This is a genomic window from Pseudophaeobacter sp. EL27 (assembly GCF_900313025.1).
Taxonomy (GTDB): Bacteria; Pseudomonadota; Alphaproteobacteria; order Rhodobacterales; family Rhodobacteraceae; genus Pseudophaeobacter.
The window spans coordinates 15,930-30,862 of sequence record NZ_OMPQ01000010.1 but is presented as its reverse complement, the minus strand read 5'-3'; the positions used below and the strand labels follow the sequence as shown (position 1 = coordinate 30,862).

The following is a 14,933-nucleotide window of genomic DNA, read 5'->3' as shown; positions in this document are numbered from 1 at the left end:
GGCACGCGTCCTAAAAGAGAAAAACGCGCACAATCCCTTTCGAAAACACTAAACTCGCAAGCTAAACGAAAACTTGTAATGACAAACCTCGGTCATTCCGGTAGGCATCCTCTAAAAAGGAAAGCCCATGGACGCCGCGAGTCGTCACGACAAGATCCTGAACCTGCTGAACAGCCAAGAGCGGCTGGAGGTCGAGGACCTCGCCGCGCGCTTTGGCGTATCGCTGCAAACAATCCGCACCGACCTGCGGGATCTTTCTGCGCGCGGGGCGCTGTCGCGCGTACATGGCGGCGCGGTGCGGGTCAGCTCCGCTGCCAACCGCGCCTATGCCGACCGGCGCAAGCACAACGCCAACGCCAAACAGGCCATGGCTGCACTGCTGGCGGAGGTCATCCCCGACAATTGCTCTCTGGCGATCAATATTGGCACCTCAACAGAACAGGCCGCCCGCGCCCTGGAAAACCACCGCGGACTCACAATTTTATCAAACAACATCAATATTATAAACCTAATGATGGGTGGCGAAACAAAGGAACTCATCCTGGTTGGGGGCACCGTCCGACAAAGCGATGGAGCGATCATTGGCGAAGATGCCGTTGAATTCATCTCTCGCTACAAGGTGGATTACGCCATTATCGGCGCTTCGGCACTGGATGAAGACGGTGCCGTGCTGGATCATGATGCCCGCGAAGTCTCGGTCGCCCGCGCCATCCTGAAAAATGCCCGCACCAAAATTCTGCTCTGTGATGGCAGCAAATTTGCCCGATCCGCCCCGGTGCGGATCTGTGATCTGTCGGATCTGGATGTGGTCATTACCAATCAGCCTCCCCCTGCCCCATTCCTTGAGGCCGCTAAAGCCGCTAGCACCCGCATTCTGTGCGCAGAGGCGGGCAGCTCAAAAAACGAAAGTCGCGAAAATGGCTAATCCCAAAATCACCGATCTCTTTATCATTGGCGGCGGCATCAATGGCTGCGGCATCGCCCGAGACGCCGCCGGGCGCGGCCTCTCTGTCACCCTGGCCGAGATGAATGATCTGGCCTCGGCGACCTCTTCGGCCTCAACCAAACTGTTTCACGGCGGCTTGCGTTATCTTGAGTATTTTGAGTTCCGCCTGGTGCGTGAGGCGCTGATTGAACGCGAAGTGCTGCTACAGGCGATGCCGCATATTTCCTGGCCGATGCGCTTTGTGCTGCCCTTTCATAAGGATATGCGCTTTGACAATACCACGCCGACCTCAAAACTGCTGACCATGTTCATGCCCTGGATGAAGGGCCGCCGCCCTGCCTGGCTCATCCGTTTGGGACTGTTTCTCTACGATTCCCTAGGCAAACGTGGCATTCTGCCGGGCACCAGCACCGTCGATCTGACCACAGATATTGCCGGCCAGCCGCTGAAGTCAAAATTCAAAAAAGCGTTTGAGTACTCCGATTGCTGGGTCGAAGACGCCCGTTTGGTGGTCCTGAACGCCCGCGATGCACAGGCGCGTGGCGCACAGATCATGACCCGGACCGAAGTTCTGAGCGCCCAGCGTATGGCCGATCATTGGGTGATCACCGTCAAGGATCACAGCAAGGGTGAAACCACTGAGCACCACGCCAAGATGCTGGTCAATGCGGGCGGCCCCTGGGTTGCGGATCTGCTGCGTCAGACACTGGGACAAAACAGCCGCGAGACCGTACGTCTGGTGCGCGGCAGCCATATCGTGGTGCCAAAGCTCTTTGACCACGGGCGCTGCTACTTTTTCCAAGGCGAGGATGGACGCATTATCTTTGCCATCCCCTATGAGGAAGATTTCACCCTGATCGGCACCACCGATGCGGATCACCCCGACCCGCAGACAGCGCCGCAATGCACGCCACAAGAGCAGGATTACCTGATTGATTTTGCCTCGAACTACTTTGAAAAACCGCTCAGCCGGGCTGATATCCTCTGGACCTATTCCGGGGTGCGCCCGCTCTATGATGATGGTGCCAGCTCAGCCACCGCAGCGACCCGTGAATATGTGCTGACACTGGACCAAACCCAAGCGCCACTGCTCAATGTTTTTGGCGGCAAGATCACCACCTACCGCAAATTGGCAGAGGCCGCGCTGGCCAAAATCGGTGAGGCCTTGCCCGGAGTGCCCGGCAATTGGACCGCCGGTGTTGCGATGCCCGGCGGCGATTTCCCAGTCGCGGATGTGGCGCGGCTGACAGACAAACTGGCCAGCGACTACCCCTTCTTGTCGCCCTATGCGAGCCGCCGCCTGATCCGGGCCTATGGTCTGGAGGCCTGGGAGGTTTTGGCAGAGGCAAAAGCACCCGAAGATCTCGGGCAGGATTTTGGTGCGACAATCACCGCGCAAGAGCTGGACTGGGTGATCCAAAACGAGTGGGTGCGCACGGGTGAGGATTTCCTGCTGCGCCGCACCAAGCTCAATCTGCGACTGGATAACGCCCAGCGCGCAGCCGTAGATGCCTATATTCAGGGAAACCCACAACCGCTAGAAGCCTAACTCCTTAGGGGAGCGCCCTCCCCTGGGGAGGGGCGGGCGCTCCCCGGCCTATCGACCGGGGATGGGGTTTATCGCCTAAAACTCCACGCCTTTTTGTGCCTTTACGCCAGCGCGGAAGGGATGCTTGATCTGGCCCATTTCGGTGACCAGATCGGCAATCTCGATCAGCTCTTCCTTGGCATTGCGCCCGGTCAGCACCACATGAGTCATGGCTGGCTTTTCTTCCACCAGAAATTCCAGCACCTCCTGCAGATCGATGTAGTCATAGCGCAGCGCGATATTGATCTCATCCAGCAGCACCATGGTATTGCGCTCATCGCGGATCATCTCTTTGGCCTTTTCCCAGCCCTTTTGCGCCGCCGCAATATCGCGCGCCTTGTCCTGGGTCTCCCAGGTAAAGCCCTCACCCATGGCGTAGAACTGGCACAGATCACTGAAGTTTTCTTCGATCAAAGTGCGCTCGCCGGTCCGCCAGGCGCCCTTGATGAACTGCACCACAGCCGAGGGCATACCATGGGCAATACAGCGCATGATCATACCGAATCCCGAACTGGATTTCCCCTTGCCGGGGCCGGTGTGGACGATGATCAGCCCCTTTTCACCGTCTTTGGTTTTCATCATGCGATCACGGGCGGCCTTTTTCTTGGCCATCTTGGAGGCGTGACGTGCCGCTTCCTCTTCTGAAACGCCGGTTTCGGACTTCTCACTCACGGGGGTCACTCCTGCTTGTTTGCCCAACTCTTGACAAGGAAGCCCCCAATAGCGCAAGGGGTTTTTGTTGGTTCCTGCAAATTGCAGGCGAAGAGGGAATGTGACAGCTCAAACCTCCTGTAGGTTAGGGTCTCAAGCACAGCCGCCCCCGCGACCGTGACCGGAGAGGGTTCTGATGCCACTGGGCCGTGCGTATTGCACATAACCGGGAAGGCAAGAGCACGCAGACAGGCCCAGGCCTGTTGAAATCCGCAAGCCGGGAGACCTGCCAACGCAGGAGACAACGAGCGGACGGGGTGTTTCGCGACTGGTTGTGGGAGTGCGCCTTTGCCCTTCCCCTGCTGGCTCAGCCCCGATCCGTCGCAGATAAAGGAAACGCGCGCTGATGGCTGAAGATATGGCGGAAATTGCCACTCAAGACACTGCAGAGGTCCCTCTGAATACTGCAGAGGTCACTTTGACGATCTGTACCACCTGCAAACGCGAAGGCGTTGACCCCGAGGCCACGCGCCCCGGTTCCTTGCTGAAGGCAGCCCTTGATGAGGCAACCCTCCCTGCTGGTGTCAAAGTGCGTGGGGTCGAATGCCTCTCGGCCTGCAAGCGCGGCTGCGCCATGGTTTTGACCGGCGGCGAGGAGCGCTGGAGCTATATCTACGGCGATCTTGACCCCGACACCCATGTTGACGAAATCCTCGCCGGAGCCGCCGCCTATGCCGCCACAGCGGATGGCCTGGTACCCTGGCGCGAACGCCCACAGGTGTTTCGCAAACAGTCCATCGCCCGTATTCCCCCGATCAAACTGCCTTCCAAGGATTAATCCCCATGAGCGACCTCAACAAAATCCCCGTCACCGTCATCACCGGATTTCTGGGCGCGGGTAAAACCACGCTGATCCGTCACCTGATGCAGAACCCGCAGGGCAAACGTCTCGCCGTTTTGGTCAATGAATTTGGCACCGCTGGCGTTGATGGCGACATCCTGAAATCCTGTGCCGATGAGAACTGCCCCGAAAACAACATCGTGGAACTGGCCAATGGCTGCATCTGTTGCACCGTCGCCGATGATTTCATCCCCACGATCGAGGCCCTAATGGCGCTGCCGGAACAGCCCGAGCATATCCTCATTGAGACCTCCGGCCTGGCCCTGCCCAAACCTTTGCTGAAGGCCTTTGACTGGCCCGCGATCCGCTCGCGCATTACCGTAGACGGTGTTATCGCCCTGGCCGATGCCGAGGCGGTTGCAGCGGGTCAGTTTGCCCCCGATTTGGCAGCTGTTGAGGCCCAGCGCGAAGCCGATGACAGTCTGGACCATGAAACACCCCTGTCCGAAGTGTTTGAGGATCAGATCTCCTGTGCCGATATCGTCTTGCTCTCCAAGGCTGATCTGGCTGGTGAGGCCGGTCTGGAGGCTGCCCGTAAGGTGATCGAGGCTGAAGCCCCGCGTCAGCTGCCCATCCTGCCGATGAGCGAAGGCGTGATTGATCCGCGCATCATCCTGGGCCTGAATGCCGCTGCCGAAGACGATCTGGAGGCCCGCCCCAGCCATCACGATGGCCACCACGATCACGAACATGACGACTTTGAGAGCATTGTGGTCGAAATGGGCGAAGTATCCGATCCGGAAGCGCTGCAAAATGCCATCGTGAAACTTGCCCGCACCCGCAATATTCTGCGGGTCAAAGGCTATGTCGCGGTAGAAGGAAAACCGATGCGCATGTTGGTTCAGGCCGTGGGTGAGCGCCTGCGGGCACAGTATGATCAGCCCTGGGGTGACACAGCACGTCGCACCCAGCTGGTGGTGATTGCCGAGCACGACAATATCGATGCGGCCGGTATCCGCGCGGACCTGGGAGCCTAAGACCTATGATCTCTCTCCCGACACGCTCAGTTTCAATGCGGAAAGGATCGCTCCCGTCCCGGGGTGGGCGCAATCGCGCCCGCCTTGTGGGCGGGTCGGGCGCGATCCGGGGCATTCGCCCCGGGCCTGAAAAAACACCTGCTGCGCGAGGTCGTTTCTGATGCATGTCGTGTTTCGCGAAAGCCACGGGCTGGATCAAACCGATACCCCACAGGATCTGGGCCAGACCCCTGCGGATTTGGTCGCGCTATCTTTTTCTGACAGCGACCTTGGCGCTTTTGCGGCAGGTTGGCACCGTGCAGATGGAAAACTGCCCAGCCTCCGGCTGGCCAATTTGGTTGCGCTGAAACACCCACTGTCGGTCGACACCTATGCGGAACAAACGCTGGAGGGGGTCAAGGGCATTCTGGTGCGCCTCATTGGCGGCGAAAGCTATTGGTCCTACGGGCTGGCCACGCTGCAGGATCTGGCGCGACGCAAAGGCATTGCGCTGGCAATTCTGCCAGCCGATGGGCGCGAAGACCCGCGGCTGGATGAGCTCTCAACCCTGCCAGTGTCCACTCTACGGCGCCTGCAGGCGCTTTGCGATGCGGGCGGTGCAGTGGCGGCCCAGGCCGCTTTGGCACAGCTGGCGCTGGCGGCGGGGCTTTATGCAGGGCCAGTTTTGGGCCTCAAAACCACGCCCGGCCATGGGTTCTACGACCCGGACAAAGGCGTCATTCCCACGCCTGTCCAAAGCGATAAACCGCTCGTCCTGGTGAGCTTCTATCGCTCCTACCTGACCGCGGCAGATACCGCCCCAGTGGATGCGCTGATTGCGGAGCTGCGAGACCGTGGCTACGCCGCCTATGGCGTCTTTGCCGCCAGCCTCAAATCCCAGCAGACCGCCGCCTGGTTGCGCGAGACCCTGCCCACCCTGTCCCCTGCCGCCCTTATCAATGCCACAGCTTTTTCGGCTCAGGGCAGCGATGGCAGCGCCTCACCGCTGAATACAACTGGTTGTCCAGTGTTTCAGGTGGCGCTCTCAACCGCCCGAAAAAAGGACTGGTTGGAGGCCGCACGCGGATTGTCGCCCGCTGATCTGGCGATGCATGTGGTCCTGCCCGAAGTGGATGGCCGCATCCTCGCTGGAGTAATCAGTTTCAAATCTCCGGGCAAGCAAGACCCGGAGCTGCAATACTCCCGCTTTGCCCATCGTCCGGTGCCGGATCGCATCAAGGCCACCATTGACCGGATCGAGGGCTGGTTGCGCCTTGCCTCCCAGGCGAATGCGCAAAAACGGCTCAGCCTGATCCTGTCGACCTACCCCGGCAAGGCGCATAACCTCGCCCATGCGGTGGGGCTAGACGCTCTGGCCTCTTGTTCTGAAATCCTCACCGAGCTCGCCACGCAGGGCTATGACGCCACGCCACAGGGTAATCTGGGCCAACGGCTGGGCTCAGAAACACTTAGCTATTCTCTTGCGGCCTATTCTGCAGCACTGGCAACCCTACCCGAACCCCTGCGTGCAGATCTTACGGCAGCCTGGGGCGAGCCCGAGACGGATCCGGACGTGCTCGACGGTGCCTTCCATTTCAAAGCTATCGAGGCAGGCAAGGCTCTGATTGCCCTGCAACCAGAACGCGGCGAAGTGCAGTCCCGTGTCGAGGATTACCACGATCTGGACCGCACCCCGCGCCATGCCTATGTCGCCTTCTACCTCTGGCTGCGGAAAAACAGCGATGCCCTGGTTCATATCGGTGCCCATGGAACCCTGGAATGGCTGCCCGGCAAGGCAGTAGCCCTCTCGGGCAATTGCTGGCCCGAAGCCCTGACCGGTACCCTGCCGGTCGCCTATCCCTTTATTGTCAACGACCCCGGCGAGGCCGCCCAGGCCAAGCGGCGCATTGGAGCCGTAACCCTCGGACATCTGCCGCCACCGCTGGCGCAGACCAACCTCCCCGAAGGCATGGCCCGTCTGGAAAGCCTGCTGGACGAATACTCCACCGCAGATGGGCTGGACCCGGCGCGGCGTGACCGCTTGCTGGAGGATATCCGCGCCGAGGCACAGGGAACCGGCGTCGAGGCAGATCTGGGCCTCACCCCTGACAGCTCCGCCGCCGAAGCCATCACCCGCATTGATGCCTTTGTCTGCGACATCAAGGAAAGCCAATATGGCGAGGGGCTGCATATCTTTGGCAAGGGGGACTGCGGCGTTGAGGAACGCGCCGGGTTGATTGCAGCGCTCTCTGGCAAGATGGTTCCGCCCGGCCCTTCCGGATCTCCCTTTCGCGGGCGCTCGGATGTGCTGCCCACTGGGCGCAACCTCTTTACCACCGATCCACGCTCGGTCCCGTCGCGGGCGGCGCATGCGCAGGGGGTCAAACTGGCGGAAGAGCTGCTGCGCCGCCATCTGCAGGACCATGGCGACTGGCCACAGGGGTTGGTGATTGATCTCTGGGGCTCTGCCACGATGCGGACCGCCGGGGAAGAATTTGCCATGGCATTGCATTTGGCCGGGCTTGCCCCCCAGTGGGACAAAAATTCAGAGCGGGTCTCGGGTTTCGAAGTGCTGCCACTTTCGATGCTGGGCCGCCCCCGCATCGACATTACCCTGCGGGTCTCGGGCCTGTTTCGCGATGTCTTTCCCGGCCTCGCCCAGATGTTCGAAGCCGCAGCCACCACTCTGGCCTCCCGCGAAGAGAGCAGGGGTGACAATCCCTATCTGGCGCAGACCCCCCGGGTCTTTGGCCCCAAACCCGGCCAATACGGTCTCTCCATGGGACCCCATATCGACACGTATAGCGACAGCTCCCGCGCCGCAGCAGGCGAGGCCTGGCTCAGCGCCTCTTCTCATGCCATCGATGCCAAGGGAGAAATCTCGGAAGCCCGCAACGCGTTGGAAAACCGCCTAAAAAACGCGGATAGCTTTGTACATCTGCAGGACCTGCCAGAAACCGACCTGCTGGTTGCCTCGGATTATGCCGCACATGAGGCCGGCTTCGCAGCGGCCATGGCGCGGCTTGGCTCCCCCGCCCCGGCGCTCTACCACATGGATGCAACCCGCCCGGATCGCCCCCAGGCGCGCTCTCTGGGGGAAGAAATCGCCCGGGTCACCCGGGCCCGTGCGATCAACCCGGATTGGGCCAGTTCCATGATGCGCCATGGGTTTCGAGGCGGCGCTGAAATCGCCGCCACCCTGGATCACATGGCGGCCTTTGCCCATCTGGCGCAGGTGGTGCCAGCGCATCTGTTTGATCTCTATTTTGAGGCCACCCTGGGGCGTGAAGATCTGGTGAGCTTTATGGAGGTGGAAAACCCGGCAGCCCTGCAGGCCATGCGCGATCGTTTCCGCGCCCTGGCCGAGGCTGGGCTTTGGGCCAGTCGTCGCAACTCGATCATCGCCAGTCTGGAGGGAGTCGCATGACGAGCAAATCCCCGCCTGCCACACCCAAGATCTATGGCTGGTGCCCCGGCGCTCTGCGCCCGATGATGTCCGGTGATGGGCTGGTGGTACGCATACGCGCGCCCCTGGGACGGTTGAGCCAGAGGCAGGCAGAGGCAATTGCAGCCTTGTCGCGCCAATATGGCAATGGGCTGATTGACCTCTCGGCCCGGGCCAATCTGCAATTGCGCGGTATATCCGCCGAAACCCATGACGCCGTAATCGCTGGCCTTAAGGCGTTGGGCCTACTGGATCAAGACGCGGCAACGGAAAGCCGCCGCAATATTCTCCTTACTCCCTTTTGGCAGGAGGACAATCTCAGCCATGAGATCGCCTGCAGGCTTGAGCGCGCCTTGCTGGCGGCAAAAGATCTGCAACTTCCGGGGAAATTTGGCTTTGTGGTTGATACAGGGGCAGCGCCCTTGCTGCAAAACTGCGCCGCAGATATCCGGATCGAACGCAGTGGCGCCGAGATCCTTTTGGTTGCGGATGGGGCGCAGCTGGGCCTTCCAGTGACGGTCGAGACAGCAGCGGACAGGGCCATAGATCTGGCCCGCTGGTTTCTGGACCAAGGCGGCGCGTCCAAGGGGCGCGGCAGGATGCAAGCGCTGCTTTCGCGCCGCGCAGCACCTATCGCGCATTCCTCGCCGCGCAGCTCCAGTGCGCCCCAGCCGGCCTTAGGAAACACAGCCGACGGTCAACTTGTTGGCCTGGAGTTCGGCCAGATCACCGCCAAGACCTTTGCTGCATTGGCTAAAATCGGCCCCCTCCGCCTGACCCCCTGGCGCGCGCTGCTGGTCGAGGGGGCGCGTGACATCGCCCCCCTGCCCGGTGTGATCCTTGACGCAACAGATCCGCGCCTGCAGGTGCGCGCCTGCACCGGAGCCCCCGGTTGCCTGCAGGCGCTATCTGCAACCCGCGATCTGGCCCGTGATCTGGCGCCCTTTGTCCCCAAAGGCCAGACCTTACACATCTCCGGCTGCGCCAAGGGCTGCGCCCACCCGGGTTCAGCGCCCCTCACGCTGACCGCCACAGCCGCCGATACATTCGATCTGATCCACCATGGCAGAGCCAGCGATCATCCATTAAGAGAAACCCTAAGCGCCAGCGCCCTGCGCACCGCGCCTCAAATACTGACAGAGGGCTGCTGACATGCTCCACACCTATGAAACCAACGGCGCCGCAATCTACGCTGAGAGTTTTGCCACCATCCGCGCCGAGGCCAATCTGACCCGCTTCAACAAGGACGAAGAAAGCGTCGCGGTCCGCATGATCCATGCCGCCGGCATGGTTGGCCTGGAAGAGCACATCCGCTTCTCTCCCGGCATGGCTGAGATCGCCCGCGCCGCCCTGGCCAAGGGGGCCCCAATCCTGTGCGACGCGCATATGGTCAGCGAAGGCATCACCCGTCCGCGCCTGGCCGCAGACAATGAGGTCATCTGCACCCTGCGCGATCCCAAAGTGCCGGAGATGGCCAAGGAAATGGCCAACACCCGCTCCGCCGCCGCCCTGGAACTCTGGCGCCCCAAATTGAGCGGCGCAGTCGTGGCGATCGGCAATGCCCCTACGGCGCTGTTTCACCTGCTGAACATGCTCAAAGATCCCGCCTGCCCGCGCCCTGCTGCCATCATCGGTTGCCCGGTTGGCTTTGTCGGCGCGATGGAATCCAAAGAGGCGCTGATGGAAGATCTGCCGGTGCCTTCAATGATCGTCAAAGGTCGCCTGGGCGGCTCCGCCATTACCGTGGCCGCCGTCAACGCGCTGGCCTCCTGGAAAGAATGAAAATGGGCAAAGTCATCTGTGCCGGCCTGGGGCCGGGCGACCCCGAGTTGATGAGCGTCAAGAGCTGGCGCGCCATCCAAGGCGCCCGTCATGTGGCCTATTTCCGCAAGGAAGGCCGTAAAGGCCAGGCCCGCACCCTGGTGGAGGGCCTCTTGCCCGAGGGGGTCATCGAGCACGCGATGGAATACCCGGTGACCACCGAGATCCACTTCTCCGACCCAGAGTACAACCGGGTGATGGCCGCCTTCTATGACCTCTGGGCGGATACCCTGGCGGAAATTTCCCAGAGCGAAGACGTTGTGGTGCTCTGCGAAGGCGATCCCTTCCTCTATGGCTCCTACATGCATCTCTACACCCGTCTGCAGGGCCGCGCCGAGCAGGAGATCATTCCCGGCATCACTGGCATGTCCGGCTGCTGGACGGCCTCGGGCCAGCCTATCACCTGGGGGGATGATGTGCTCACCGTGGCCATGGCCACCCTGCCTGAGGAAGAGCTGACCCGCCGCATCAAGGAAACGGATGCGCTGGTGGTGATGAAAATCGGCCGCAACCTGCCAAAACTGCGCCGCGCTTTGGAGGCCGCAGGCAAGGCGGATGACGCCTGGCTGGTGGAACGCGGCACCATGCCCAGCCAGACGGTCCAAAAGCTCTCCGAGATTTCCGGCGACGTGCCCTATTTCTCGATTGTTTTGATACATGGACAGGGGCGCAGACCATGACAGGCAATCTGAAGGACAGGCCAACTGACACAGCCCCCAAAGGCTGGGTGAAAATTCTCGGCCTTGGGCCCGGCGATGAGACCATGGTGACCGCTCAGGTCCAAGAGGTGATTGCTGAGGCCACGGATGTCGTCGGCTATATCCCTTATGTAAAACGCATTCCCGAACGGCCCGGCCTGACCCTACATGCCACGGACAACCGGGTTGAAGTCGAACGCGCCACCCATGCGCTGGAGATGGCAGCACAGGGCAAGCGTGTGGCGGTGGTCTCCTCCGGCGATCCGGGTGTTTTTGCCATGGCCTCTGCAGTTTTTGAGGCGCTGGAGCTGGCCGATCAGCCGAATTGGCTGGAACTGGATATTCAGGTACTGCCCGGCATTACTGCCATGTTGGCAGCCTCGGCCCGGATTGGCGCCCCAATGGGGCATGACTTTGCCGCCATCAACCTCAGCGACAACTTGAAACCCTGGAGCCTGATTGAGAAACGCCTGCGTCTGGCCGGGGAAGCCGGGTTTGCCATGGGGTTTTACAATCCGCGCTCAAAATCGCGCCCGCATCAATTTGCCCGCGCGCTGGAAATCCTGCGTGAGGCCTGCGGCGGCGAGACGCTGATCTCCTTTGCCCGCGATGTCTCCAAACCCGGTGAAACCATCACTACCGTCACGCTGAACGAGGCGACCGAAGAGATGGCGGATATGCGCACGGTGGTGATCGTAGGCAACAAGGACACCCGCCGGATCGGCCCGCATGTCTATACCCCGCGCTATGCGCGGGACGAGGGTTAACCGGGGGTATGAAACAGCCAGGCCATCACCTCTGCCAGATCACCGTAGGTCATACGGGGCGGCACCTGCGGTCTGTCGATCATCACGATCGGCAGGTTGAGGGCACGCGCGGCAGCAAGCTTGGCCGAGGCACCACGGCCTCCGGCATTTTTGGACACCAGATGGGTGATACCATGGCGCTGCAGCAGGGCAAGATCCCCGGCCTCATCAAAGGGGCCGCGCGCGATCTCGACGCTACAGTTGGGCAATGGCAGGTCTGCCGCGGGCGCGTCCACCAGACGCAACAGATAGTGGTGCTGCGGCTTGGCGGCAAAACCCGCAAGGTTCTGCTTGCCAATGGCCAGAAACACCCGCGCGGGCGCCTCCGGCAGTGCCTGAACCGCCGCATCGATATCGGCAACATGGCTCCAGTCATCTCCCTTCCCCGCCTGCCAGGCCGGGCGTTCAAAAGCACACAGGGGCAGGCCCGCCTCGGCGCAGGCCTGTACCACATTGAGGCTCATCTGCGCGGCAAAGGGATGGGTGGCATCGACCACATGGCTGATCGCCTCATCGCGGAGATAGGCATGCAGCCCCTCCACCCCGCCAAAGCCGCCGACCCGCGTGGGCAGAGGTTGTTCAACAGGACTGGCAGTGCGTCCGGCATAGGAAAACACCGCATCTTCGCCCGCCTCAGCCAAGGCCTTGGCCAGCCTCGAGGCCTCGGTGGTGCCGCCCAAAACAAGGGTTCGTGTCATGTCTGATCCTACTCACACAACCGGTAAAGCCGCCTGGCTCACGGTGATTGGTCTAGGAGAGGATGGACTGGCGGGCCTCTCGGATGCAAGTCGCAAAGCATTGCAGTCGGCGGAGGTCATTTTTGGCGGGCCCCGCCATCTGGACTTGGTGAAGGCCGGAACAAAAGGCCAGCCCTGGCCGGTGCCCTTTTCAACCCAGCCGGTTTTGGCGCGGCGTGGCAGCCCGGTGGTGGTGCTGGCTTCGGGCGATCCGTTCTGGCATGGCGCCGGTGGCTCGCTGATGCAGGATTTGGAGACGCATGAATGGGTCTCACACCCGGCACCCTCCTGCTTTGCACTGGCGGCCAACCGGCTTGGCTGGAAACTGGAAGACACGCTCTGCCTTGGGTTGCATGCTGCACCCTTTGCAAAGCTGTTGCCTCTCTTGGGCCGGGGTCGCCGGGTGATCTGCACCCTGCGCGACGGGGAGTCCCCCGCAGAATTGGCGGGCTGGCTGGTTGAGAATGGTCACGACGCGGCGCGGCTGCATGTGATGGAGCGGCTCGGCGGCCCGCTGGAGCGCCTGCGTCACAGCACGGCCAGGGATTGGGATCTGCCGCCCGGGGGGGCTCCGGTCCTCGTTGCCATCGAGGCAACTCAGCCCGGGCTACCGCAGGCATCGGGGCTGGCGGATGCGCATTTCGCCAGCGATGGGCAGATCACCAAACGCCCTATTCGCGCCCTGACCCTATCGGCGCTGGCCCCCCGCACGGGCGAGCTGCTCTGGGATATTGGTGGCGGATCCGGCTCTGTTTCGGTTGAGTGGTGTCTGGCAGCCCCCGGCGCCCATGCCCTCACCTTTGAGCCCCGCGCCGAGCGGCTGGAGAACATCCGCGCCAATGCCGAAAGATTTGGCCTGACCCACCGCATGGCAGCGGTGCATGGCAAGGCCCCTGAGGTGCTGACAGGCCATGAGCTGCCGGACTGCGTCTTTATCGGCGGCGGTGGCTCGCAGGCGCTGCTGGATCATCTGTGGATGATCCTGCCCGAAGGCACCCGGCTGGTGGCCAATGGCGTCACATTGGAAACCGAAACCCTGCTGATGCAGGCCCATGCGCAGCACGGTGGACACCTGCTGAAGGCAGAAATCGCCGAGGCAGGTCCATTGGGCAGCATGCGCGATTGGCAACGCGCCCGTCCCGTCATTCAGTGGAGCATCACACGATGAGGGTGGCAGGGTTTGGGTTTCGCGCCGACGCAACAGTGGCGGATCTACGCAACGCCCTGGCGCTGACCGGTGCGCGCCCGGATGCCCTGGCCAGCCTGACGGCAAAGGCAGCAGCGCCCGCACTGCAAAACCTGGCGCAGGAACTTGCACTACCCCTGATTGCGCTACAGGAAGAAGACATCGCCGGAGAACAGACCCTCACCTGTTCCCCGCGCATCAAATCCCGATTTGGCACCGGCTCCGTTGCCGAGGCCTGCGCCCTGGTGGCTGCCCGCCAGGGCCCAGGCCCGCAGCGGTCCCGCCTGATCACCCCCAGAGTTACCACCGCGGATGGGATGGCCACCGCGGCCCTTGCAGAAAGACTTGAGCCATGACCGTTCATTTCATTGGCGCCGGCCCCGGTGCCGCCGATCTTATCACCCTGCGCGGACGCGACCTGATCGCCGCCTGCCCGGTCTGCCTCTATGCGGGGTCCTTGGTGCCCGAGGCCCTGCTGCAGTACTGTCCGGCAGATGCCAAAGTGATCAACACAGCCTCCCTGTCGCTGGACGAGATCATGGCCCATATCAAAGAAGCCCATGACGCAGGCCATGACATCGCCCGGCTGCATTCCGGCGATCTGTCGGTCTGGTCTGCCCTGGGCGAGCAGCTGCGCCGCCTGCGTGCGCTGGAGATCCCCTATGATATCACCCCCGGCGTGCCCGCCTTTGCGGCAGCGGCGGCCGCCCTTGGTGCAGAGCTGACCCTGCCAGGCGTGGCCCAATCACTGGTGCTGACGCGCACCTCAGGCAAGGCCTCGGCCATGCCCGACGGTGAAACGCTGGAGAATTTTGGCCGCACAGGTGCGACCCTGGCCATTCACCTCTCGGTGCATGTTTTGGAGGATGTGATCGCCCGCCTGACGCCGGCCTATGGAGCCGATTGCCCGGTTGCCGTGGTATGGCGCGCCACCTGGCCGGACCAAAAGGTGGTCAAGGCCACCCTGGGCACCTTGGAAGAGGCCACAGATGGTATGCGTGGACGCACCGCTCTGATCCTGGTTGGTCGGGCCCTGGGCAATGAGGATTTTGACGAAAGCTGCCTCTATGCGCAGGATTATGACCGCCGCTACCGCCCCCAAAGCGCCGAGAGCCAATGGGCCAATTGGAGCGAAGGTGATGAGTGAGTCTCCCGTGACGAAAATCACGGCGGCCAGCCCCCGACCTCGAGTGGGGGA

14 protein-coding genes and 1 riboswitch are annotated in these 14,933 nt (G+C 62.0%); of the genes, 12 read left to right on the top strand and 2 right to left on the bottom strand.

What is annotated here, in order from left to right; all coding sequences use genetic code 11:
- The first annotated feature begins 127 nt into the window (after window positions 1-127).
- Both ED661_RS11950 and glpD read left to right on the top strand, forming a co-directional pair.
- The gene (locus tag ED661_RS11950) at window positions 128-925 is read left to right on the top strand and encodes a DeoR/GlpR family DNA-binding transcription regulator (protein ID WP_122074158.1); all 798 of its coding nucleotides are present in this window, start codon (window positions 128-130) and stop codon (window positions 923-925) included.
- A complete protein-coding gene (gene glpD / locus ED661_RS11945; protein WP_122074157.1) occupies window positions 918-2,495 on the top strand; it encodes a glycerol-3-phosphate dehydrogenase in 1,578 nt (525 codons plus the stop codon). The genes ED661_RS11950 and glpD overlap by 8 nt, the downstream gene beginning before the upstream one ends.
- A gap of 75 nt (window positions 2,496-2,570) precedes the next feature.
- On the opposite strand, the gene cobO is transcribed toward glpD, so the two are convergent.
- Complete coding sequence (gene cobO / locus ED661_RS11940; protein ID WP_122074232.1) at window positions 2,571-3,206, bottom strand: cob(I)yrinic acid a,c-diamide adenosyltransferase; 636 nt, start codon at window positions 3,204-3,206, stop codon at window positions 2,571-2,573.
- Window positions 3,207-3,257: 51 nt separating this feature from the next.
- A riboswitch (cobalamin riboswitch) is annotated at window positions 3,258-3,494 on the top strand.
- Between the two features lie 97 nt (window positions 3,495-3,591).
- Between cobO and ED661_RS11935 the strand changes: the two genes are divergently transcribed.
- The 7 genes from ED661_RS11935 (at window position 3,592) to cobJ (ending at window position 11,773) form a co-directional block, all read left to right on the top strand.
- Window positions 3,592-4,023, top strand: a complete 432-nt coding sequence (locus ED661_RS11935) for a DUF1636 family protein (protein WP_371412440.1) — start codon at window positions 3,592-3,594, stop codon at window positions 4,021-4,023.
- A gap of 5 nt (window positions 4,024-4,028) precedes the next feature.
- On the top strand, window positions 4,029-5,063 hold the full coding sequence (gene cobW, locus ED661_RS11930) for a cobalamin biosynthesis protein CobW (RefSeq protein ID WP_122074156.1): 1,035 nt from the start codon (window positions 4,029-4,031) through the stop codon (window positions 5,061-5,063).
- A gap of 160 nt (window positions 5,064-5,223) precedes the next feature.
- A complete protein-coding gene (gene cobN / locus ED661_RS11925) occupies window positions 5,224-8,469 on the top strand; it encodes a cobaltochelatase subunit CobN (protein ID WP_122074155.1) in 3,246 nt (1,081 codons plus the stop codon).
- Complete coding sequence (gene cobG / locus ED661_RS11920) at window positions 8,466-9,638, top strand: precorrin-3B synthase (RefSeq protein WP_122074154.1); 1,173 nt, start codon at window positions 8,466-8,468, stop codon at window positions 9,636-9,638. The genes cobN and cobG overlap by 4 nt, the downstream gene beginning before the upstream one ends.
- 1 nt (window position 9,639) lies before the next feature.
- Window positions 9,640-10,269, top strand: coding sequence for a precorrin-8X methylmutase (locus tag ED661_RS11915; RefSeq protein ID WP_122074153.1), 630 nt, complete (start codon window positions 9,640-9,642; stop codon window positions 10,267-10,269).
- Window positions 10,270-10,271: 2 nt separating this feature from the next.
- On the top strand, window positions 10,272-10,988 hold the full coding sequence (locus tag ED661_RS11910) for a precorrin-2 C(20)-methyltransferase (RefSeq protein WP_122074152.1): 717 nt from the start codon (window positions 10,272-10,274) through the stop codon (window positions 10,986-10,988).
- Window positions 10,985-11,773 carry a precorrin-3B C(17)-methyltransferase gene (gene cobJ / locus ED661_RS11905; protein WP_122074151.1) on the top strand — a complete coding sequence of 263 codons (789 nt, stop codon included), beginning with the start codon at window positions 10,985-10,987 and terminating at the stop codon, window positions 11,771-11,773. The genes ED661_RS11910 and cobJ overlap by 4 nt, the downstream gene beginning before the upstream one ends.
- Here cobJ and ED661_RS11900 read toward each other — a convergent pair.
- Window positions 11,770-12,510 (bottom strand): cobalt-precorrin-6A reductase, encoded by a 741-nt coding sequence (locus ED661_RS11900; RefSeq protein ID WP_122074150.1) that lies wholly within the window; start codon window positions 12,508-12,510, stop codon window positions 11,770-11,772. The genes cobJ and ED661_RS11900 overlap by 4 nt on opposite strands.
- Here ED661_RS11900 and cbiE point away from each other — a divergent pair.
- Genes cbiE through cobM form a run of 3 tightly spaced genes read left to right on the top strand, consistent with a single transcriptional unit; the run spans window position 12,509 to window position 14,882 of the window.
- Window positions 12,509-13,717 carry a precorrin-6y C5,15-methyltransferase (decarboxylating) subunit CbiE gene (gene cbiE / locus ED661_RS11895; RefSeq protein WP_122074149.1) on the top strand — a complete coding sequence of 403 codons (1,209 nt, stop codon included), beginning with the start codon at window positions 12,509-12,511 and terminating at the stop codon, window positions 13,715-13,717. The two genes, ED661_RS11900 and cbiE, sit on opposite strands and share 2 nt — an antisense overlap.
- Window positions 13,714-14,091 (top strand): cobalamin biosynthesis protein, encoded by a 378-nt coding sequence (locus ED661_RS11890; RefSeq protein WP_122074148.1) that lies wholly within the window; start codon window positions 13,714-13,716, stop codon window positions 14,089-14,091. The genes cbiE and ED661_RS11890 overlap by 4 nt, the downstream gene beginning before the upstream one ends.
- Window positions 14,088-14,882: a precorrin-4 C(11)-methyltransferase gene (gene cobM, locus ED661_RS11885; protein ID WP_122074147.1), complete on the top strand. Its 795-nt coding sequence runs from the start codon at window positions 14,088-14,090 to the stop codon at window positions 14,880-14,882. Before ED661_RS11890 ends, cobM begins: the two co-directional genes overlap by 4 nt.
- Window positions 14,883-14,933 lie beyond the last annotated feature (51 nt).